This is a genomic window from Bacteroidota bacterium (assembly GCA_018266835.1).
In the GTDB taxonomy this organism is placed as follows: Bacteria; Bacteroidota; Ignavibacteria; order Tepidaquicellales; family Tepidaquicellaceae; genus JAFDZO01.
This window is the reverse complement of record JAFDZP010000002.1, coordinates 638,191-658,637: the sequence shown is the minus strand read 5'-3', so window position 1 is coordinate 658,637 and position 20,447 is coordinate 638,191. Positions and strand designations below refer to the sequence as shown.

20 protein-coding genes are annotated in these 20,447 nt (G+C 34.4%); 11 read left to right on the top strand and 9 right to left on the bottom strand.

What is annotated here, in order from left to right; translation table 11 throughout:
* Positions 1-3: 3 nt before the first annotated feature.
* Together JST55_04705 and JST55_04700 are read right to left on the bottom strand one after the other, a co-directional pair.
* Complete coding sequence (locus JST55_04705; protein MBS1492781.1) at positions 4-504, bottom strand: DnaJ domain-containing protein; 501 nt, start codon at positions 502-504, stop codon at positions 4-6.
* Between the two features lie 15 nt (positions 505-519).
* Positions 520-1,005 carry a hypothetical protein gene (locus JST55_04700; GenBank protein MBS1492780.1) on the bottom strand — a complete coding sequence of 162 codons (486 nt, stop codon included), beginning with the start codon at positions 1,003-1,005 and terminating at the stop codon, positions 520-522.
* Between the two features lie 171 nt (positions 1,006-1,176).
* On the opposite strand from JST55_04700, the gene JST55_04695 reads away from it, so the two are divergent.
* A complete protein-coding gene (locus tag JST55_04695) occupies positions 1,177-2,892 on the top strand; it encodes a multicopper oxidase domain-containing protein (protein MBS1492779.1) in 1,716 nt (571 codons plus the stop codon).
* Positions 2,889-3,482 (top strand): thioredoxin family protein, encoded by a 594-nt coding sequence (locus tag JST55_04690; protein ID MBS1492778.1) that lies wholly within the window; start codon positions 2,889-2,891, stop codon positions 3,480-3,482. The genes JST55_04695 and JST55_04690 overlap by 4 nt, the downstream gene beginning before the upstream one ends.
* Positions 3,483-3,543: 61 nt before the next feature.
* On the opposite strand, the gene JST55_04685 is transcribed toward JST55_04690, so the two are convergent.
* Entirely contained in the window at positions 3,544-5,337 is a 1,794-nt protein-coding gene (locus tag JST55_04685; GenBank protein ID MBS1492777.1) for an ABC transporter ATP-binding protein, read from the bottom strand.
* Between the two features lie 62 nt (positions 5,338-5,399).
* On the opposite strand from JST55_04685, the gene JST55_04680 reads away from it, so the two are divergent.
* A complete protein-coding gene (locus tag JST55_04680) occupies positions 5,400-6,245 on the top strand; it encodes a GNAT family N-acetyltransferase (protein ID MBS1492776.1) in 846 nt (281 codons plus the stop codon).
* Positions 6,246-6,252: 7 nt separating this feature from the next.
* Here JST55_04680 and JST55_04675 read toward each other — a convergent pair whose 3' ends face one another.
* Complete coding sequence (locus JST55_04675) at positions 6,253-7,107, bottom strand: C40 family peptidase (protein ID MBS1492775.1); 855 nt, start codon at positions 7,105-7,107, stop codon at positions 6,253-6,255.
* A gap of 76 nt (positions 7,108-7,183) precedes the next feature.
* Between JST55_04675 and JST55_04670 the strand changes: the two genes are divergently transcribed.
* The 6 genes from JST55_04670 (at position 7,184) to JST55_04645 (ending at position 14,412) form a co-directional block, all read left to right on the top strand.
* Positions 7,184-7,774 carry a MarC family protein gene (locus tag JST55_04670; protein ID MBS1492774.1) on the top strand — a complete coding sequence of 197 codons (591 nt, stop codon included), beginning with the start codon at positions 7,184-7,186 and terminating at the stop codon, positions 7,772-7,774.
* A gap of 6 nt (positions 7,775-7,780) precedes the next feature.
* Positions 7,781-9,805 (top strand): tetratricopeptide repeat protein, encoded by a 2,025-nt coding sequence (locus tag JST55_04665; protein ID MBS1492773.1) that lies wholly within the window; start codon positions 7,781-7,783, stop codon positions 9,803-9,805.
* A 4-nt stretch (positions 9,806-9,809) separates the two neighbouring features.
* Positions 9,810-10,184: a fluoride efflux transporter CrcB gene (crcB, locus tag JST55_04660; GenBank protein ID MBS1492772.1), complete on the top strand. Its 375-nt coding sequence runs from the start codon at positions 9,810-9,812 to the stop codon at positions 10,182-10,184.
* A gap of 8 nt (positions 10,185-10,192) precedes the next feature.
* Positions 10,193-10,627 carry a universal stress protein gene (locus tag JST55_04655; protein ID MBS1492771.1) on the top strand — a complete coding sequence of 145 codons (435 nt, stop codon included), beginning with the start codon at positions 10,193-10,195 and terminating at the stop codon, positions 10,625-10,627.
* A gap of 87 nt (positions 10,628-10,714) precedes the next feature.
* The gene (locus JST55_04650) at positions 10,715-12,256 is read left to right on the top strand and encodes a tetratricopeptide repeat protein (protein MBS1492770.1); all 1,542 of its coding nucleotides are present in this window, start codon (positions 10,715-10,717) and stop codon (positions 12,254-12,256) included.
* A gap of 8 nt (positions 12,257-12,264) precedes the next feature.
* Positions 12,265-14,412, top strand: a complete 2,148-nt coding sequence (locus JST55_04645) for a T9SS type A sorting domain-containing protein (protein ID MBS1492769.1) — start codon at positions 12,265-12,267, stop codon at positions 14,410-14,412.
* A gap of 17 nt (positions 14,413-14,429) precedes the next feature.
* On the opposite strand, the gene JST55_04640 is transcribed toward JST55_04645, so the two are convergent.
* Genes JST55_04640 through JST55_04630 form a run of 3 tightly spaced genes read right to left on the bottom strand, consistent with a single transcriptional unit; the run spans position 14,430 to position 15,618 of the window.
* Positions 14,430-14,786, bottom strand: a complete 357-nt coding sequence (locus JST55_04640; protein ID MBS1492768.1) for a hypothetical protein — start codon at positions 14,784-14,786, stop codon at positions 14,430-14,432.
* Positions 14,787-14,836: 50 nt separating this feature from the next.
* Positions 14,837-15,247, bottom strand: a complete 411-nt coding sequence (locus JST55_04635; GenBank protein MBS1492767.1) for a DUF1761 domain-containing protein — start codon at positions 15,245-15,247, stop codon at positions 14,837-14,839.
* A gap of 5 nt (positions 15,248-15,252) precedes the next feature.
* On the bottom strand, positions 15,253-15,618 hold the full coding sequence (locus JST55_04630; protein MBS1492766.1) for a VOC family protein: 366 nt from the start codon (positions 15,616-15,618) through the stop codon (positions 15,253-15,255).
* A gap of 157 nt (positions 15,619-15,775) precedes the next feature.
* Here JST55_04630 and JST55_04625 point away from each other — a divergent pair, with 157 nt between their 5' ends.
* On the top strand, positions 15,776-16,825 hold the full coding sequence (locus tag JST55_04625; protein ID MBS1492765.1) for a sensor histidine kinase: 1,050 nt from the start codon (positions 15,776-15,778) through the stop codon (positions 16,823-16,825).
* Positions 16,825-17,568, top strand: coding sequence for a response regulator transcription factor (locus JST55_04620; GenBank protein MBS1492764.1), 744 nt, complete (start codon positions 16,825-16,827; stop codon positions 17,566-17,568). Before JST55_04625 ends, JST55_04620 begins: the two co-directional genes overlap by 1 nt.
* A gap of 1 nt (position 17,569) precedes the next feature.
* Here the strand turns inward: JST55_04620 and JST55_04615 are convergent, their stop codons facing one another.
* Both JST55_04615 and JST55_04610 read right to left on the bottom strand, forming a co-directional pair.
* A complete protein-coding gene (locus tag JST55_04615) occupies positions 17,570-17,833 on the bottom strand; it encodes a hypothetical protein (protein ID MBS1492763.1) in 264 nt (87 codons plus the stop codon).
* A 35-nt stretch (positions 17,834-17,868) separates the two neighbouring features.
* Positions 17,869-20,445 (bottom strand): PAS domain S-box protein, encoded by a 2,577-nt coding sequence (locus JST55_04610; GenBank protein MBS1492762.1) that lies wholly within the window; start codon positions 20,443-20,445, stop codon positions 17,869-17,871.
* Positions 20,446-20,447 lie beyond the last annotated feature (2 nt).

Here is a 20,447-nt window from a genome sequence, read left to right as displayed (position 1 = left end):
AAATTATTTCGGAATGTTTCTGAACATATCCACTAAGCTGTTTGTACGGCGGACAATAATTTCTATCTGCTTGTTTTTTTCCTGCGAGTTTAAATAATACTCATTTGCTTTTTTTGAAAGGTTTGATTTGTATTCATTGAGAGTATTTACTGAAGATAAAGAAGATGCTGCCTGAATAATGAGAAATACCGTTACGCATAACAATAAAACATAACTTACACTTCGTAGAGGACTTTTTCGTTTCTGGTATGATTTATTTTTATATGTTGGAATATGATAAGTATAATTCATCCCTGAAATTTTTAACCGTTCATCATATACTTTTCTCAGCAGGGGGTCTGTTAAGATCTGATTTGCTTCATTTACTCTCTTAAAATTTTCTTCAGCATCCGTATCATTATTTAAATCTGGATGATATTTAAAAGATAACCTTCTGAACGCAGCTTTAATTTCAGTAACTGAAGCTGTTTGAGGTATTTCTAATATTTGATAGTAGTTCAGCAAATCAAGTAAAACAAATTAAAGTTTTAGATTATTAAGATACGAAAGATATTCAGCACCTCTTTTCTCAGCAAAAAAATCCAGCATAAGCATTAAAGATGACTGAACTGCCAATCCTGCTCCGATTCCTTTTATAAAAATATTTTGACTAAACATAAAAAATAATACCAGCCCTGCTATTAATAATAGTATTTCAATATATCTGTATATAACAAAGTTTTTCATTACAGTGTTCATGCGGGGAATTTCCGTATCAGTAATTTTACTTTTATCATTTGTCAGATAACTTTCTACGCGGACTATATCTTTAGGTGACCTGAAATAAACATTCATCCCAACAGTAATTTGAATTAGTGCTAAAAGCACCAGAGGAATTGCCATTCCTGAATAAAAAGAATCTTTTAATTTAATCCAAAACCATATGGAAATTAAAACTGCAATAATACCTACTGCAACGAAAAATAAACTTTCGAATTTCTCTGCATCAAAATAATTTTTAATCAATTTAATATTATAATTTTATTTTCATTAAAACTTACTAAGAAGCAGGTAATTTTTCAAGTCTTCATCAATCCTTTAATGTACTGAATAAAAGTACTGAATAAAAACAAGGTGAACGCAAGTTTTATCAAAAATAGGCGTCTAATATTTCATTGAACAAAAAAAATCACAATTATGTCTAAAATCCCCCGCATTGCATTTTTTTCAATGCTTCTTCTCGCATTTTCTACAGGAGCAAATGCGCAATACAACACTCTTTTCATTCCTGATACTTTAAGCGGTACAACATTTAATCTCGTTGCAAAGGATACAATAAAGCAGATGATTCCCGGCAACCAGACTGTAACTGCGGGTATAAACGGTAACTGGTGGGGACCTACAATGATTTGGAATAAAGGTGATGTTGTGCATATAAACTTGACTAATAAACTTCAGGATTCTACTACAATGCACTGGCACGGAATGCACCTGCCTGCGGTTATGGACGGAGGACCGCATCAGGTTATTCCTCCCTCAACGATATGGCAGCCTTACTGGCAGGTAACGAATAATGCGGGACTTTTCTGGTACCATCCGCATCTGCACATGACAACTGAAGAACAAATAAGCAGCGGACTTGGGGGACTTATAATTGTACGCGATAATATTGAAAGCGCTTTACCTCTTCCAAGAAAATACGGAATTGATGATATCCCATTAGTTTTAACTGACAGAAGATTTACTTCATCTAATCAGATTGAAGTTGCTCCCTATGGAGATACAATGATTGTGAACGGAACAATAAGACCGCAAACCAATGCTCCTGCACAGGTAGTGAGATTCCGTATTTTAAACGGAGCAACGGAGCGTTCATACAATCTTGGTTTTAGTGATAATAGAAATTTTTATGTGATAACAAGCGACGGTGGATTACTCAATGCTCCTGTTGCACTTAACAGATATCTGCTTTCTGCAGGAGAGAGAATAGAAATACTTGTAGATTTCACAGGACAATCCGGACAAAATGTAAATTTGATGGCTTATAATTCTGTGCTAGCGCAAAATATTCCGGGTGGAGATGTGTTCCCTCCGGGTACACCTTTCTATAATTTTCTTGCAAGGAAAGATTTTAATATTTTGAGATTGAATGTGGTTGCTCAGACTTCAAATCCAATAACTTCAATTCCAACAACATTAACAACGAATGTTTTTCCGAATGAAGGCTCTGCCAATATTACTCGTGCTCTTACAATATCTGATACAACTATAGCAGGAGTTCCGGGTGTAGGATTCGTAATAAATCATAAGCTTTTCGATATAAACTATAATAACTACAACGTGCCGCTGAATAACACTGAGATATGGCAGATAACAAGCACTTCAGGTTTTGCTCATCCATTTCATATTCATGATGTTGAATTTCATATTCTCACAAGAAATGGTGTTGCTCCTCCGGCTGCCGAGGGCGGATGGAAAGATGTCCTTTTGGTAAAATCAAATGAGACGATAAGGTTCATAGCAAAGTTTGAAGATTATGCCGACTCACTCCATCCGTTTATGTACCACTGTCATATAGCATTACATGAAGATGACGGAATGATGGGGCAGTTTGTTGTAAAGAACTCTTCTGTAGGAATAGTTGAAGGAACAACTACTGTTCAGCAGCATCCGTTATTCAGTGTATATCCAAATCCAGCATTCAATAAATTATTTCTGAATAATACAGGAGCGAGTTCAGGAGTTTATTACGTTCGAATTACAAACACTCTAGGTAAAACTATGTATATGCTGCCCAGACCTGATATTCAAAACGGAATTGATATAAGCGGACTGCCTGTCGGAATTTATTTTGCGCAGGTTACATTGGATAAAACTTTTGAAACACAAACATTAAGATTTATAAAAAAATGAAAATCGTTTTAACAGTTCTATGCATTTGCTTTCTATTTCTGACGGGTTTCTCAGGTGATACAGGAACGAGCATTGGTGATTTTACTCTGAAAAACGTTGATGGCAAGATGCTATCACTTAAAGATTTTCCGGATTCAAAAGGATTTATAGTTGTATTCACAAGCAATGGCTGTCCATTTGCAAAGCTATATCCCCAGAGAATGAATGAAATGAATTTGAAATATAGGCCGTTAAATGTTCCGCTTATTGCAATCAATTCCTCAGACACCTTGCAGTTTGAAGAGAACAGCTTTATGGAAATGGTGAAGACTGCAAAAGAGGGTAATTACAATTTTTCTTATTTATCGGACGCAGATCAGATAGCAGCCAGAAATTTCGGCGCTAAGAAAACTCCGCATGCATTTGTTATCTGGAAAGAAAACAATGAATGGATAATAAAATATAACGGAGCGATTGATGACAACGCAGCTCATCCGGAAGAAGTAAAAAATAAATTTGTTGAAAACGCTGTCGATGAATTATTAAAAGGTGAGGAAGTGAAAGTGAAGGAAACGAAATCAATCGGATGTTCGATTATTTATAAAAATTAAAAGCAAAAAACCTGATCCCGCTATAGCGGGATCAGGTTCTAACTTTAAATTAATTTTTGTTTTAATTTTTAACTTCTTCTTTAGGCTTCAATAAGTTCACACCATCGTTATCTCTTTTTCTTTCACCGATTTGCTGTCTCCACATGGCGTAATACAATCCTTTTTCTTCAATCAAATCTGCGTGCTTGCCTGATTCGACAATCTGTCCTTTTTCAAGAACATAAATTGTATCGGCGTGCAGCACAGTTGATAATCTGTGCGCAATCATTATAGTTAAATGCTTGTCGCTCGAAGAAATATCTCTTATTGTCCTGCTGATTTCTTCCTCTGTTAATGAGTCAAGAGCTGAAGTTGCTTCATCGAACACCATCACTGTCGGTCTTCTTAATAAAGCTCTTGCAATGGAAAGTCTTTGTTTTTCACCGCCCGAAACTTTCACACCGCCTTCGCCGATGACTGTATCAATGCCGTTATCCGCTCTTGCAAGTAAGTTGTCGCATGCGGCTTTCTTTAACACATCGTAAATCATTTCGTCGGTAGCATTGGGATTTACGAATAAAAGATTCTCTTTAATTGTACCAGAGAATAATTGTGTATCCTGTGTAACGAATCCGATTTGATTTCTTAAATTGTCTAAATCAACTACACTTTCAGGTTCCCCGTTATATAAAATTCTTCCAACCTGCGGTTTATAAAGTCCCACAAGAAGTTTTACCAGAGTGGTTTTACCTGCGCCTGAAGGTCCTACGAAGGCAATTGTTTTGCCAAGCTCAGTCTTGAACGAAATATCAGAAATCGCATTACCCTTAGCTGTCAGATGTTTAAATGTAACATTTTCAAACTCAAGCGTTTTAATGCTATCGATAACTACGGGACTCTTCGGTTTTTCTTCAATAGGCATGTTCATAATTTTTTCAAAATTATTCAGCGATACCTCTGCTTCCCTGTAAATATTAATTACGTCACCCATCATTTGCAGCGGTCCGAAAATAAAGAACGAATAAATGAATAATGAGAAGAATTGTCCGAAAGTAATCTGTCTGTCAAAAATAAGATAAAGCATAATTATCAGAATCATATTTCTCAACAGATTTACCATTGTTCCCTGTAAGAAACTGATTTTGCGGATATACTTTACTTTTTTTAATTCTAACTGTAAAATCTGATCAGTGGTGTTGTTCAGTCTGGTTATTTCCTGATTGGCAAGACCAAGACTTTTTACAAGCTCAATATTTCTCAAAGATTCAGTAGTTGAACCTGCAAGTGCAGTTGTTTGCGCTACAATATCTTTTTGAACGACTTTAATTTTTTTGCTTAGACGTGAGCTTACAATTCCGATTAATGGTCCAAGCAGTGCATAAAGGGGAACGATTATCCAGTGTACAGATAGTGAGTAAACAATAACAAATACCAATCCTACAAGTGACGTGAATAAAATATTTATTCCTGCGCTGATAAGTTTTTCAGTATCGAGCCTCACTTTCTGAAGTATGCCGAGAGTTTCACCGCTTCGCTGGTCTTCAAAAACCTGATAGGGAAGTTCAAGCGAGTGTCTTAGTCCATCGGAATAAATCTTTGCCCCAAGTCTTTGAGTGATATTATTTATATAATAATCCTGAAAGTTTTTAGCGACTCTTGAAATAAAGGCAACTGTAATTGCAAGGAACAACAGCCATGAAACACCTTTTATAAAATGCTCTAAATCATACTGCTCAAACTTTGTTGCATAACCGTCGATGATTAATCTGAATATATACGGGTCAAGAAGTGAGAAGACCTGATTAACTGCTGCAAGAAATAGCGCAAGTAATACAATACCTCTGTAATTTTTTAAATAAGAATATAAAATTTTCATTGAATTAGTGGATGAGAATGCTTTCTTTAGTGAACAAATATAAATAAATAAAAATTTAAAGAATGACCAACAATAATTACATAATACGTAATGCAGATGAAAATGGTTTAGATTTTATGATAGGTTTAGCCCAAAAAGAGGGCTGGAATCCGGGATTACATGACAAAAAACCATTTTTTGCTGCAGACCCTAACGGTTATTTTATAGGAGAATTAAACGGTGAACCGATTGCATGCGTTTCGGGAGTAAAATATGAAGATAAGTTTGCATTCGGCGGATTTTATATTGTAAAAGAAGAATACAGAAAGCAGGACTATGGAATAAAGATGTATAATCACGTTATTGAATACGTGAACGGACTTTGCTTAGGAATTGACGGAGTGGTGGCGCAGCAGGAAAATTATAAAAAAGCAGGATTTGTTTTTGCTCACAACCAGATGAGATACGAAGGTATTGGTATGAAAGGAAAACTGCAGACGGAATGCATGGAGCTGAAAAATATTTCTATGTATGACTTAGTTCACTTTGATAAAAATATTTTTAAGGCAGATAGAAGCGCATTTTTAAAAGAGTGGGTAGTTATGCCTGAATCATACGGTTTAGCAATAACTAATAACAGTTTAGTTTCAGGTTACGGAGTGATAAGAAAGTGTTTTAAGGGATATAAAATCGGCCCCATCTTTGCTGAAGAAAAATTCATTGCAGAAAAATTATTTTTATCTTTAATAGAATTTGCAGACGGCAAGGAAGTGTATCTTGATATCCCCGAAACCAATAAAGAAGGAATGGCAATTCAGGAAAAATACAACATGAAGTATGTCTTTGAAACTGCAAGAATGTACATGAACGGAAATCCGGGAATTCCTATTGAGAAAGTATTCGGAGTTACAAGTTTTGAGCTGGGGTAAGATTAGTCTACTCTGCCCATCTCCTTACAACAAATCTTTTACCTGATGTGGAAGTCCAGTCGTTTACGGGAGTTCTTTCATTCATAACTGATTTTATTCTGGATACTAAATCAGACTTATGCACGCCGGCAGCCGGTGTGCTTTCTATTGTTGTTTTATCGTCCAGAACTATTACAACGTGACCGCTCCATACAATTATATCTAATGGCTGTAATTTTTTTGCGATTTCTTCAGCAGATAAATTTTCAATTTCAATTCCTTTGCCATAAGTGCAAAGTGTTGAAGTATTGCGCGGTGTTGCGCCTCCCGTAGACTGATATATCAATCCCGAGCAGTCAACGCCTTTCATTATCCAGTTAGTCTTAGTCGCGTCATCTATTTCTCCTGCAGGCTTATAGTAAGTCAGCATTTCAGAGACTCCGTCTGCAGCATTTCCTCCCCACATGTAAGGATATCCTTCAAGGGCATTCATATTTTTTATAATCTCTTCTTTGGTGGGAATAATTTTCCATCTGTCTTCCTGCCTTGAATCCATTACTCTAACAAATCTGCTATCGATATAAAAATCACCTTTATACTGGTAATCATTAGTATACACTTTGAAAATATTATAATCTGTTTTGGGGATTGTTTCTGTAATTTCAAATACCGTATTAGGCATTGCTACAAATTCCATTTCTCTTATCAGTCCCTGATTATCGAGCTTAACTTTTTTGCCGGATTTTCCGCCGAAAACGGATTCAAAATCTGAAGTATTTAAAACAGGAGTATAATTTATTGAGACGGCATATTTATTCTGAGCAAATAAATTGAGGGAAACACATAATAAAAAAATTAAAATCAGGCTTTTTAAATATCTCATAAATTATCTTATTGTTGTTTTAAATTGTTAAATATTTCTTTTAATCGTAAATTGATAAAGTTATCTGAAAAATAAAATGACTTTCGATACCTTTCTTCTTTCGTTTATCCCGATGTTCGTTGCATTTGATGCGCTTGGAATTATTCCGATGTATCTGGGACTGACCGATAAAATTAACACAGAAGAAAAAAAGAAACTCACTCTTCAGGCAAGTTTAGCTGCTCTCATTATTTGCCTGGCATTTTTATTTATAGGTAACGCAATTTTTAATTTTCTTGGTATAACAGTTAATGATTTCAGAATAGCCGGAGGACTTATTCTCCTTATTATTTCAATAAACGATTTATTATTCTATTCATCGCGTGTACGTGATATTAAACCGTCAGATGTTGGTATAGTTCCACTGGGAGTGCCGCTTATCGCCGGTCCCGGAGTACTGACAACTATAATGATTAGCAATAATTCCTATGGATTTTATTATACCATTACTTCATTAATTGTAAATATACTTATTACTTTTATGGCATTATATTATGCTGACACTACTACCAGAGTTCTGGGACAGGCAGGTTCAAAAGCATTTGCTAAAGTTGCGTCATTATTTTTAGCTGCCATAGCTATAATGATGATAAGGGTAGGATTAATGGAAATAATTTTAAAAAAATAAAACTCAATGTTTAATATAAAAACTTCACTTGGTTACATTATTATTGCAATAGTTACACTCATTGTTTTTTATAATACATTTCAGAACGATTTTGTCTTTGATGATGAAAGTGTTGTGCAGAATAACCAGTCCATCACCAGTCTTTCCAGTATTCCTAAATACCTCACGGGTGAAGATGGCTTTGCAAAAGTAATAGGAAAGTATTACCGTCCAATAGTTTCCGCAACCTATGCAATTGATTATGCTTTGTATGGCTTATCTCCTAAAGGATTTCATATAACAAATGTAATAATACACTTAATTGCCTGTCTGCTGTTGTTTAAAATTTTTACAATTTTATTTGCAAAATCGAAGTATGGTAATTTTATTGCTCTGGTAATAACTCTAATCTTTGCAGTTCATCCTATTCATACAGAAGCGGTTAGCTGGGTAAGCGGCAGAACGGATTCCATAGTAACTCTGTTTTTCTTCGCTTCATTTTTGTATTACATCAAGTTTTCAAATTCAGAGAATAAGACTTCAAAGTTTCTGATTCTTTCTGTTGTGTTTTATTTTCTGGGATTGCTTTCCAAAGAAATGATTGTCACCATGCCTGTTATAATTTTGCTTTATGATTTTGTATATCTGAAAAAACCGTTACAATATCTCAAAACAAATTTAAGAACATATTTAATTTTTGCCGGTGTTACGATTTTTTATTTTATTATAAGATATCTGGCACTGAAAGATACTCCGGATAGACCAAACTATATGTATTTCATAGGTAAAGATACTGCAACAGTATTTTTTACTATGATAAAAACAATACCGTTATATTTTAAACTTCTACTTTATCCCGTAAATCTATTGTATCATTATAACGGATTTCTGCCGGATTCAACTACGTTGGATTTAAAGGCACTGCTTTCTTTAGTATTCATACTAGGTATGCTTGCCGGAGCTTTCTTATTATATAAAAGGGAGAGTAAAGTTTCGTTTGTAATATTATTTTTTCTGGTAACTCTTCTGCCTGTTATGAATCTCATTCCCACTATGAATTTTATGGCAGAAAGATTTTTATATATGACTTCATTTTGTTTGTCTTTACTTATCGGAGTAATTTTAATAAAATATATGAATGATAAGAACAAATCAGCAATAGCAGTGGTTTGTTTATTAATCATACTTCCATATTCATATCTTACCATAAAAAGAAATGCCGAGTGGAAAACAAATGATATATTGTATTCAACAGCTGATGGTATTGACGGAAACGTTCTTCTTGTAAATGCAGGAAATATTTATGCCAACAATAAAAACTACGATGAAGCTGCGATGAGATACAGACGCGCTATACAGATAAGAGATAACTCACTTCTTGCCCACCATAATCTTGGATTAATACATATGTTACACAATAATCTGGATTCTGCAGAGATAGAAATTAAAAAAGGCATTTCCATAGATTCACTTGCTCCGGATGGTTACTTCCAGCTTGCGCAGATTTATCAGATGAAAAATCAGAAGAACGATGCGATAAACATGCTGGAAAGACTCCAAAAAATTATTCCAGATTATAAACAATCGCAGTCTATGCTTATAGCGTTAAAAATGAATCCCAATGAAATCCAGAACAACACACCTGGACAAAATCCAAATGTACCCGGCATGCAAACGCCAAATCAGAAAGTGATGCAGATAGTACAGTTGAAAGAAAAGAGCTCCTTTGATAATTATTCTTCTAAAAAATATAAAGAATCTATAAAGGATCTAGAGGAGTTGATTGAATTAAATCCCTCCCTTAAATCAGGATATCAGAATAATATAGGAATGTGTTATGTAGAACTAAAAGATGATAAAAAAGCACTTCAGTATTTTAATGAAGCAATTAAAAGCGACCCCAATAATGTAAATGCTCTCAGCGGAGCCTCTGAAATTTATCTGAAAACCGGTGAGAAGGCGAAAGCATTGGAAATGTATCAGCAGATTCTGAGATTATACCCTGATAATCAGTTTGCAAAAGCTAAGATAGATTCTCTAATGAAAAATTAATTTAATGAAGGAACTGTTACTTGTTTTCCTGGGCGGAGGTATCGGCAGCGCGCTTAGGTATTTAGTAAGTAAATCTTTTACGGGCTGGATTCATAATCCTTTTCCTTACTCAACTTTTGTTGTAAATGTTGTCGGCTGCTTTCTTATTGGAATTTTTTTAACACTGCCTGAGAAGTTTGACTGGTTTACATTAGAATACAGATTGTTCCTTGCAACAGGTATATGCGGAGGATTTACAACATTCTCTACTTTCTCCTATGAAAATTATGCTCTGATAAAAGAAGGCGATTATATGTATTTTGTGAGTTATACAATCTTAAGTTTTGCATTAGGTCTTGCAGCAACATTCTTCGGAATGTATTTAATAAAAAAGATTTAAAAAATATCATGGGTTTCAATAAAATTTTAATTTCAGTAGATGACAGCGCTTATTCAATAGAAGCTGTTAAAAAAGGTGTTGAGCTCGCAAGAATTAATAACGCTGAAATTGGTTTGATACATGTGATTGATGAATCTCAGACTGTGGGCAACATAGATGCAGGAATTTCTCCTGCCGATGCATTAATTATTCTTGAAAAAGAGTCCGATAAATTTATGCAAGGCTTCCGTGATTTATATTTTCACGATTTAAGCATAAAACAATTTACTCCCGTTGGCAAGCCTGTTAAAGAAATTATTAAAACAGCAGAACGCTGGGGAGCTGACTTAATTGTAACAGGAACTCACAGAACTGCGGGCTGGAAGAGACTTATTATCGGAAGTATTTCGGAAGAAATTATCCGACATTCTAAAATTCCTGTTATGGTTGTGCCATTAGCTTAATATTCACCATCCATCTCTCATTTTTCTCCACTTATTTTTAAACTTATTTTCCATAATTTTGTTGTGAAATATAAACTAAAAAGAGTTATGCTCAAAAATATTGTAAAGATTTTATTTCTATGGGGAATTTTCATAAACCTTGCACAAAGCCAGACGGCAAATGATTTATATGATTACGGAAAAACTGCTTTGTACAGCGGTTCATATTCAACTGCTCTCGATTATTTCAATCAGGCATTAGCTCAGCAGCCAAGTTATGCCAGCGCTTTAAATCTGCGCGCATATACTTATTATCTTCTGAATAATAAAACACAAGCTTTGCTTGATGCTGATAATGCACTGAGAATTGACCCTACTTTACCCGAAGCTTACAATACAAAGGGTATGGTTTTGTACGATACAAAAAACTATCAGGCAGCGCTTGATAATTTTAATCTCGCAACTCAGTATAATCCCGGTTATGATTATGCATTCTTTAATAAAGGAATTACTTATGAGGCGATGGGCGACAGAGCAGGAGCAATTGCTGCTTATGAAAACTCAATATCAATTCAGCCAAATAACTCATATGCATATAATTCTCTCGGTAAATTATATTACGGTGAGGGAAATAATGATTTAGCATTGGGTAATTTTTTCAAAGCGATTTATTTTGACCCCAACAACTTCGATGCATATTATAATCGCAGTAAAATTTATCATTACAACAAAGAGTACGATAAAGAAATAGGAGACTTAATCAAAGCAGTGGAGTTAAACCCTACGAACTTCGATTACAGAATGGCGCTGGGTGATGCGCACGTTTCAGTCGGCGATTTCGGCAATGCATGGACTGATTATGATAATGCAAAATCACTTGGACCTTACAGCGCTCAGGCATTTTTAAAAAGCGGAAATGTAAACAACTATTTTAAGAATTCAGATAAAGCTATTGCAGATTTTACAAAAGCTCTGGAGTTAAACACTTCTCTTTATGATGCTTATTACGGAAGAGGAATTGCTTATTATGATGCAGGAAATTATGATAACGCCAGACAGGATTTTGCCAAGGCAAAAGATATGAACGGAAGCTACGCCCAAGCATATAACGGACTTGGTTTAGTTGATGCAAAAGCAGGGAACAATACTGAGGCTCTGAATAATTTTAATAAAGCAATAGAGCTCAACTCTACATTAAAAGATTTTTATGTTAACAGAGCAAACTTATATTATTCAACCAGAGAATATGATAACGCCTTAAACGATTATACAACAGCTTTGAATATGGACCCGAAAAATGCTGCTTTATTTGTTCAGAGAGGAGTAGTATTCAATGATATGCAGAAATATGATTTAGCTATTGATGATTACAACAGAGCTATGGAAATTATTCCGGACTATGCATATGCATTAAACAACAGAGGAATGGCATATCGCTCGCAGGGAGAATTTAAAAAAGCAATTAAAGATTTTACAAGAGCTGTATCGATAGACCCTAACTACGCTTTCGCATTTCAGAACAGGGGATTCACATATCTTGATATGGGAAGAAGAGAAGATGCAATAAGTGATTTTCAGGAAGCAATAAGAACGAATCCGGCTTATCAGAATTCACTTCAGCCGGTGATTGATAACATTTATAACCAGTAAATTTTTTTATGAAATCAAAAATTGTTATCGCCGTATTATTAATTTGTTGTAATAATATTTTTGCTCAGTGGATGTGGCAAAATCCGCAGCCGTTTGGATTTAAAATAAATCATGTATCTGCACTTGATAATAATACTATTTATGCTGTCGGAGATGGAAATGGTGTTTTAAAAAGTACTAACGGCGGAGTAAATTGGAGTTTAATAAATTTTGTTTTAGGCGGAACTTCCTTTCAAAAAATTCAATTTTCTGATAATAACAATTTTTATGCCTGCGGAAACGGAGGCTTTCTCGCCAAATCTTCCAATGGAGGAAATAATTGGACTCAATTTTCTTCCGGCACAACATTAAATCTGAAATCAGTTCACTTTATTAATTCCTTAACAGGATTTATATCTGGAAACTTTGCAGGTGTTTACAAGACCACTAATGGCGGTACTAATTGGGGCTTATTAAATTCTTTTGATGTTATGGAAGGATTCAGATTTATAAACAGTAGTACAGGCTGGTGCTATGGAAGGGCCGGTAAAATTTTTAAAACAACAAACAGCGGAACTAACTGGACACTCTTTACTGCTGCTACAACGGGAAACATCACTTCATTCAATTTTGGAAGCGCCGCTACAGGATATTGTTCAGATAATCTTGGGAACACATTTACTACTACAAATTCCGGCGATAGTTGGACATTAGCTTCATCAAACCCATACTCGTTTGTTTCACTAAGTTTTGTAAACGACCTTACAGGTTACGCAATAAGCAATTCTTCTGATTTACGCGGAGTATATCGGACTTCCAATGGCGCAGTAAACTGGACAAGAATTTACTATACAGAAGCAGGATTAACTTCAGGTCAATTTTTAGATTTGACCAGAGGTGTTATTGCAGGGGATTCAGGAAATGTTTTATATACAACTAACTCAGGTAGTAACTGGAATAATGTTAAAAGTGGATTTTCATACTATTTGGGTCCCGTGAGTTTTTACAATGTTAATTCTGGTGCTATTGGCGCCAGAGGTTTTATATTAACAACAACGAACGGTGGAAACAACTGGAATATCAGAGCAAGAGATACATTGAATTATTATGATGCTATGTATAAAGGTTCGAATTATATCTTGCAGGGAGGTATGCGTGATTTTATATTAGGACTTACTCCTAAAACAATTATTCTGAAATCCACGGATGATGGATTCAGCTGGCAACATGTATTTGACGGTCCCAAATATACAACTGTAAGCGATTTTTGTTTTCAAAATGATAACACAAGTTGGGCGGTTGGAGTCGGAAATATGTCAAGTATTTGTTTAAGGACTACTAATGCAGGCAATACCTGGGATAGTATTAATTCTCCTGTTTTCGGACAATCACTTTATAGAATTATTTTTAAGGGTAATAAAGGTTGGATACTTGAAACCGGAGAATCTTCAGGATCAACAACTAAAATTCATTATTCTTCCGATAATGGAGTTACCTGGGCAACACAATATACTGCAACAGGTATAAAAAGCGGTTCAATGTTTTTTCTTAATGAAAAAACCGGTTGGGTAGGTGGAGATTCAGGTGTTTTTAATAAAATAAGAGTTTTAAAAACCACAGATGGCGGAAACACATGGAATAAATATTACTTTGATGAACTCAATGGAAGATATTTTGTTACAATGAATTTTCTGGATTCATTAAACGGAATGGCAATTGATATTTATGCATACTATTACAAAACTACTAACGGTGGTATTAATTGGACAAAATCACCTTCGTATTCTTATAGTGTAGGCAGGATGTCGTTTGTAGGAGCAACAGGATGGCTGGCTTTAAATTCAGGTGTGATTCTAAAAACAAATAATTATGACGGAACAGTATCCGTAAGCGGATTAAGCACCAAGGTTCCTTCGTCAATAAAGTTACAACAAAATTATCCTAATCCGTTTAACCCGTCAACTAAAATTGTTTATACACTAAACAAAACACAGTATATTGAATTAATTGTTTATGATATTACGGGGAAAGAAATTTCAAAATTAGTAAATAAAGTGGAAACTTACGGAGAACACGAAGTAAATTTTTCTGAGAAAAATCTGCCAAGCGGAGTTTATTTCTGTCAGATAAAAACTGAAACGGAATTTGAAACTATAAAAATGGTGATTGTAAAATAATACAATCACCTTTAATTTCACTTCAAGCTTGCGCCTTTCATGGAATACCATGGATGAATTTCCGCAACTAAATATCCTTCCTGAATATAAACATCGTTAGCCAGTAATTCTTTTATTTCATTTTCATCTTTTACATCCATTATAAAAATCCCGCGAAGTTCGGTGTTATCTAAGAACGGACCTGCTATATGGAGCTTACCCATATCAGCCATCCTTCTTATGTTGTTCATATGTCCTTCCTGATACTTACTCATCTTTGCAGTGTCGCTGTTATCTTTATTGGGACCAGACTTAAGAAAAACGAAATAATATTTTTTCATCTCTCCGTCTTTTATTTCTTTTTTATCAGTGTCTTGCGCTTGTAAATTTGACATACAAATTAAAAAAATTAGAAATAGTAGTATTCTTTTCATTTTAAAATATTTTATTTCCAGGCTCCTAATATTGCTCCCGATGCGGTAAAGCAAATAATATGATATCCTGCATTAATAAAAAAAAGTTTTACAGATCTGCGTTCAAATAAATACAGAACTCCTATAGAAGTAGCAATCCAGCCAAATCCTGTAAGAAATCCTGCAATCATTCCGAATGACAAATCGGATTTCGGACCAAGAAACATAGCAAGATTGAACATTGATATAAATATTAAAACGAATGCTCCTCCAAAAATGATTCCCATATTTCCGGTTTTCATTTTTTCGTCAGTTATATCCGCTTCTCTTTGCCAGAGTTTCCCAAAAAGAACCGGAGAATACCAAATGCTTCCAATAAGAAACGATAGTAATGTAACAGCAATAACTGCAAGCCAGTTAAGTGATTGAAATGAATTTTCCATTCTTTTTATTTTGCGTTTGAGTCCATCTGCATTGCACCGGTTATGTTATTATCCGGATCTTTGAAATACATTAAATATCCTACTCCGGGAACGGCCATTTTAGGGACAACAATTTCGCATCCAAAATCCTGCACGGCTTTTATAGTTTCGTCTATGTTATCCACTCCAAGCGTATTTACAAGAGGGTGATCAGGACCATTCTTTTTTATTATTGCACCGTTTATTCCCGGAGCATCGGCAGGACCTGTTTCTGCCAGCCAGTATTGTTCCTCTCCCCAGCGGTTAAATTTCCATCCAAAAACGTCTGAATAAAAATTAATTAATTTTTCAGGATTGTCTGAGGGAATTTCAAAATGTAATACTCTTGCCATTTTATACTTATTAAATTTAAAAAAAGAATTTTATTAATTGTTTAAAAATACGCTTAACAGTTTTTAAAGTTATCACATTTTTACTCAAGCGGAAAAAAAACATACTGAAACGGAATAAATCTATTCTCTTAATCCGATTTTCTCTTTATCTTTGTTCATGACCGGAAAATTTTCAGAAAAAATTATTATAAAAGACGGATTTATTATGTCTGTTGGTTCCATATTTTTTGGAGCTGTTATACCAAATGCAACCGGGCTTATACAAAACTCAACTTCTGATATTTCATTTTTGATTTTCTCTTACCTGTATTTTATTGCCTCGGCTTTTTTTATATGGTTTGGTAACAGATGGATATTAATATTCCTACAGGATAAAGTTGACTGGCTGAACAATCCTTTTAAAAAAGTGTTTTATCTGGTTACATCGAATATTATATATACATCTGCAGTTTTAATTTTATTTATTTCAGTCTGGTATGCATTAATACTGGGGGAAAGTATAGTATGGCAAAAAATACATTTTAATATTCTTATATGTGTTATTTGTGTTTTTTTTATTACTCATATTTACGAAACATTTTTTCTCATTAAAGCGCGTGAGACAGGCATGCTTAAAGAAGAGCAGCTTGAGCGTTCAAAGATACAGGCTGAACTAGAGGCATTGAAGAACCAGATTGACCCGCATTTTATGTTCAATTCTTTGAACAACTTAACGCATCTTATTGATGTATCTCCGCCTATTGCCAAGCAGTATGTTGAAAATCTTGCCGATGTTTACAGATACATACTGAGAAATAAAGATAACAAACTTGTTCTCCTTGAAGATGAAATACTATTCCTGAACAGATATTTTTCTTTGCTGAGCTTAAGATATTCTGCGAATCTTAATCTTGGAATAAAACTTACTGAAAGTGATTACTCTCAATATCTTATTCCTCCTGTATCTATTATGATAGCTGTAGAAAATGCAGTTAAGCATAATGAAGTATCGGAGGAAAATCCTCTTCAACTTGATATTGAATTAAATAATGACAACCTGGTAATTTCCAATAAAATTATTATGAAAAAATCGGTGAGAGAGTCTTCGAAAATCGGTCTAAAAAATCTTGCAGAGAGATATAAGATTATTACCGGAAGAGAGATAAATTATAATTCAGATAACGGAAACTTTGTCCTTCTTCTCCCTATGTTAAAATTAAATTATTAATGAAAACAATTATAATTGAAGATGAATCTCCTGCAGCGGATAAACTTGAAAGCATGCTGCTGGAAATAAATTCTGATATTAAAATTTTAGCAAAATTAAAAAGCGTAAAGGAAAGTGTCAGATGGTTTGCTGAAAACAAATCACCTGAACTTGCTTTTGTGGATGTACAGCTCTCCGATGAAAGTTCGTTTGAATTATTTAAAATAATTCAGCCTGACTTTCCCGTAATATTTACAACTGCTTATGATGACTACGTTCTGAAATCCTTTGAATATAACTCTATAGATTACTTGCTAAAACCTTATACAAAGGAAAGACTTAAAAAAGCGCTGCAAAAGGTTAAGGATATGGAATATGTTTTTCTTCAGAGAAGAATTAACTCATTCAATCAATCAAAAGAGGAAAAAGAATATAAAAAAAGATTTATAGTAAAAAAAGGAACTGACTACATAGCTCTTAAAACTGAATCTGTTTCATGTTTTTATACTGAATTCAAAATTACTTTCATCCGTGATTCAATGAACAATAAATATATTGTTGATAATAATTTATCAGAAATAATACCGGACTTAAATCCCGAATTATTTTTCAGAGCAAACCGTCAATATATTGTTAACCGGAATTTCATTGAGAAATTTAAATCCGATTCGGGCAAAATAGTTTTAACCATCAATCCTGCGAAGGATGAAGTAATAGTCAGCAAAGAAAATGCTTCTGATTTCAGGAAGTGGTTTAAAGGATAAATTAAATTAAATTTTTATCGAGAACTTTTTTTATTTCATAAAGTTCATCGTGCTGTTCTTTGGTAAGCTCTTTTATTTCTTTGTTCACCATCTGAAAATACAGGTCTTCAAATTCTTCCCGTGTTCTTACTTCAAGAAGACGGACCTTTATCTGGTCGAACAAAAATTTTTGCTGTTTTTTGTGATTGGACTGAACAATGACAAATCCTATTATGCCGATGATTGCAACGGCCAATGTCATTATTACGTAAAATGCACCGCTCATATGGGGATAATTGGTTTAGTTCTAAAATACGTAATTTAAAATTTTTTTAACAGGTTTTTTATTGAATGATACAACTCCGACGGATTGAACGGTTTTGTTAATGAATCGTTCATTCCGTACAAATGAACTTCCTTTTTTACTTCAGCAGTCACTTCAGCGGATAGAGCTACAATAGGAACATTCTTATAATAACTTCCATTGAGACTTCTAATAGTCAACGCTGCTTCATAACCGTTCATTTCCGGCATCTGCAGGTCCAGTAGTATTAAATCAAATTCTTTCTCCTGAACTCTTTCCACTGCAACCATTCCGTTCTCTGCAGTTTCAGTTTCAATATTCCATTTCTTTAAGAATTTTTCCGCAAGGACTGCATTCACCGGATTATCTTCTACAATTAAAATCTTTACTCCCTTCATCGATTCAAATATCTCATCTTTACTGTCTCCGTAATATTTTTTAATCTTAAGGCTCTTGCTTTTTCCGAACTCTATTTTAAAACTGAATGTAGTTCCTTCACCTGAAACACTTTTTACTTCAATATCTCCTCCTAAGAGTTCTATTAATTTTTTTGATATGGCTAATCCTAAACCTGTTCCGCCGTATTTTCTCGTTGTAGAAGAATTTGCCTGAGTAAAGCTGTCAAAAATATGATTGAGTTTATCTTCGGGTATTCCGATACCTGTATCTTTTACTTTGAATAAAATCTCAATTTTATCCTTCGTTTCATTTCTGTTCTCAAGTTCAATGGTTACTCCTCCCTGCTCAGTAAATTTCACAGCATTGCTTACAAGATTTGTGAGTATCTGATTTACACGAACAATGTCTCCGATTATTATATCCGGTAGATTATTCGGTAAAATCAAATCAAGATTTATTTTTTTCTCTGCTGCCTTCAATGCGAAAATTTTCATTATACCGTCAATCGTCTCGCGCAGATCAAACTCAATAAATTCAAACTCAATTTTTCCTGCTTCAATTTTTGAGAAGTCAAGAATATCGTTAATCAATGCAAGCAGATGGTTAGCTGAGAACTGCAGAGGCTTAAGATAATCCAGCTGATACTGCTTCGGATTTTCCTGCATCAGAAGATAAGTATATCCTATTACTGCATTCATAGGTGTTCTTATTTCATGGCTCATCGTTGAAAGGAATCTGCTCTTTGCTAAAGTCGCATCTTCGGCGTTTTGTTTTGCTTCTATTAAATCCTGCTCAATTCTTTTTTTAGTTATGTAACTGCCAATAGAAATTGCAACGTTGCTTAAAATATTTTCTTCGTACTTAGTCCACTCGCGTCCGTTTGTGCAGTCATCGAATCCAATCATTCCCCATAACTGATTTTCGGAAAATATCGGAACAATCAGCGTTGATTTAATTTTAAATTGTTCAAGCACCGCTCTTTCATTCTCAGGGAAATTATTAATACATCCTTTCAAGACTCTTCCTTCACAGAGTTCTTCATACCATCTTTCAAAACCGACTTTTTGATAAGCTAAATTCTGGAGCTCCGGGTCATTCACTATCATATCTTCAACATCTTTAAATCTTGAATATCTCTGACTCATGCATATCCAGCCGTAGTCTGTTACACCGTTCTCCCAAATGTTTATTCTGTCTGCGCCGGTTGCTTCCATTAATACTTTCAGCACGTTATCAATTGCGTTTTCATAATTCTCCTGTGAAAGCATTATGTGAGAAGTATCATTTACACCTTTCAGCAGAACTTCATTCTGCAGCAGCTGCATCTGGGCTTTCTTTATATTCGTTATATCCAGTCCGTAGCCGATAACCATTTTTAAATTCCCCTCTTCATCGAATATCGGAGTCATTCTTCTTAATACCCATTCATCTTTTCCCGGTTTGCTCAGGTTTTCCTCGAATGCCAGTTCTTTTTTACCGCTTACTACATCATTGAATAGTTTTCTTCGGGCATCAGCATTTTTTGTGCTCATGTTTTTATATCTGGCGTAGTCATAATCATTTTTATCTATGAGCCAGTTCCTCGTCTCTGCATTTTTTACGGCTACAGGATTTATAAATTTATAATTCTGGTCTTTATCGAAAGCTACTATATCGGAAGGAATGCTGTTGAGAATGTTTTCGTAAAATTCTTTAGTGCGGATTAATTCAAATTCGTTTTCCTTCCTCTGAGAGATGTCAGTGAAGATTACATAGGCTCCCTTTATTTCATTTGAATCATCTCTAATTATGCTGACATCATAAGAGACCCATATCAGTGTTCCGGACTTCGTCCTTAATTTTATATCGGATTTTTTGGGGTCGGTTGTTTTGTATTTTAGAAAATATTCTTTGAATTTTTCACCGTCATCAAGAATTATAATATCATTGAGATTTTTTCTGCACAATTCACTTTCAGTGTACTGAGTCATTGAACAGAAGCTTGAATTGCAGTAAAGAATATTGCAGATAAAATCGAGTTCGATTATACCTTCTTTGGCAAGCTCTACAATGCCTCTGAACTTTGCCTCGCTTTTTTTAAGCGCTTCAATCTGTTCATTGGCTTGTTTCTGAAATTCGACATGATCATAAAATCCCGAAGAAGTTGAGCGGATGGGGGCTTTTACAATGCTTTCCTGTGTATCTTTTACATTCACTA

Bases quoted from the DNA above. Each gene is read 5' to 3' on its own strand.
- JST55_04675 (MBS1492775.1), bottom strand. From the start codon at position 7,107: ATGAGATATTTAAAAAGCCTGATTTTAATTTTTTTATTATGTGTTTCC.
- JST55_04620 (MBS1492764.1), top strand. From the start codon at position 16,825: ATGAAAACAATTATAATTGAAGATGAATCTCCTGCAGCGGATAAACTT.
- JST55_04665 (MBS1492773.1), top strand. From the start codon at position 7,781: ATGTTTAATATAAAAACTTCACTTGGTTACATTATTATTGCAATAGTT.
- JST55_04635 (MBS1492767.1), bottom strand. From the start codon at position 15,247: ATGGAAAATTCATTTCAATCACTTAACTGGCTTGCAGTTATTGCTGTT.
- JST55_04670 (MBS1492774.1), top strand. From the start codon at position 7,184: ATGACTTTCGATACCTTTCTTCTTTCGTTTATCCCGATGTTCGTTGCA.
- JST55_04680 (MBS1492776.1), top strand. From the start codon at position 5,400: ATGACCAACAATAATTACATAATACGTAATGCAGATGAAAATGGTTTA.
- JST55_04685 (MBS1492777.1), bottom strand. From the start codon at position 5,337: ATGAAAATTTTATATTCTTATTTAAAAAATTACAGAGGTATTGTATTA.
- JST55_04645 (MBS1492769.1), top strand. From the start codon at position 12,265: ATGAAATCAAAAATTGTTATCGCCGTATTATTAATTTGTTGTAATAAT.
- JST55_04650 (MBS1492770.1), top strand. From the start codon at position 10,715: ATGCTCAAAAATATTGTAAAGATTTTATTTCTATGGGGAATTTTCATA.
- JST55_04695 (MBS1492779.1), top strand. From the start codon at position 1,177: ATGTCTAAAATCCCCCGCATTGCATTTTTTTCAATGCTTCTTCTCGCA.
- JST55_04690 (MBS1492778.1), top strand. From the start codon at position 2,889: ATGAAAATCGTTTTAACAGTTCTATGCATTTGCTTTCTATTTCTGACG.
- JST55_04615 (MBS1492763.1), bottom strand. From the start codon at position 17,833: ATGAGCGGTGCATTTTACGTAATAATGACATTGGCCGTTGCAATCATC.
- JST55_04630 (MBS1492766.1), bottom strand. From the start codon at position 15,618: ATGGCAAGAGTATTACATTTTGAAATTCCCTCAGACAATCCTGAAAAA.
- JST55_04625 (MBS1492765.1), top strand. From the start codon at position 15,776: ATGACCGGAAAATTTTCAGAAAAAATTATTATAAAAGACGGATTTATT.
- JST55_04655 (MBS1492771.1), top strand. From the start codon at position 10,193: ATGGGTTTCAATAAAATTTTAATTTCAGTAGATGACAGCGCTTATTCA.
- crcB (MBS1492772.1), top strand. From the start codon at position 9,810: ATGAAGGAACTGTTACTTGTTTTCCTGGGCGGAGGTATCGGCAGCGCG.
- JST55_04640 (MBS1492768.1), bottom strand. From the start codon at position 14,786: ATGTCAAATTTACAAGCGCAAGACACTGATAAAAAAGAAATAAAAGAC.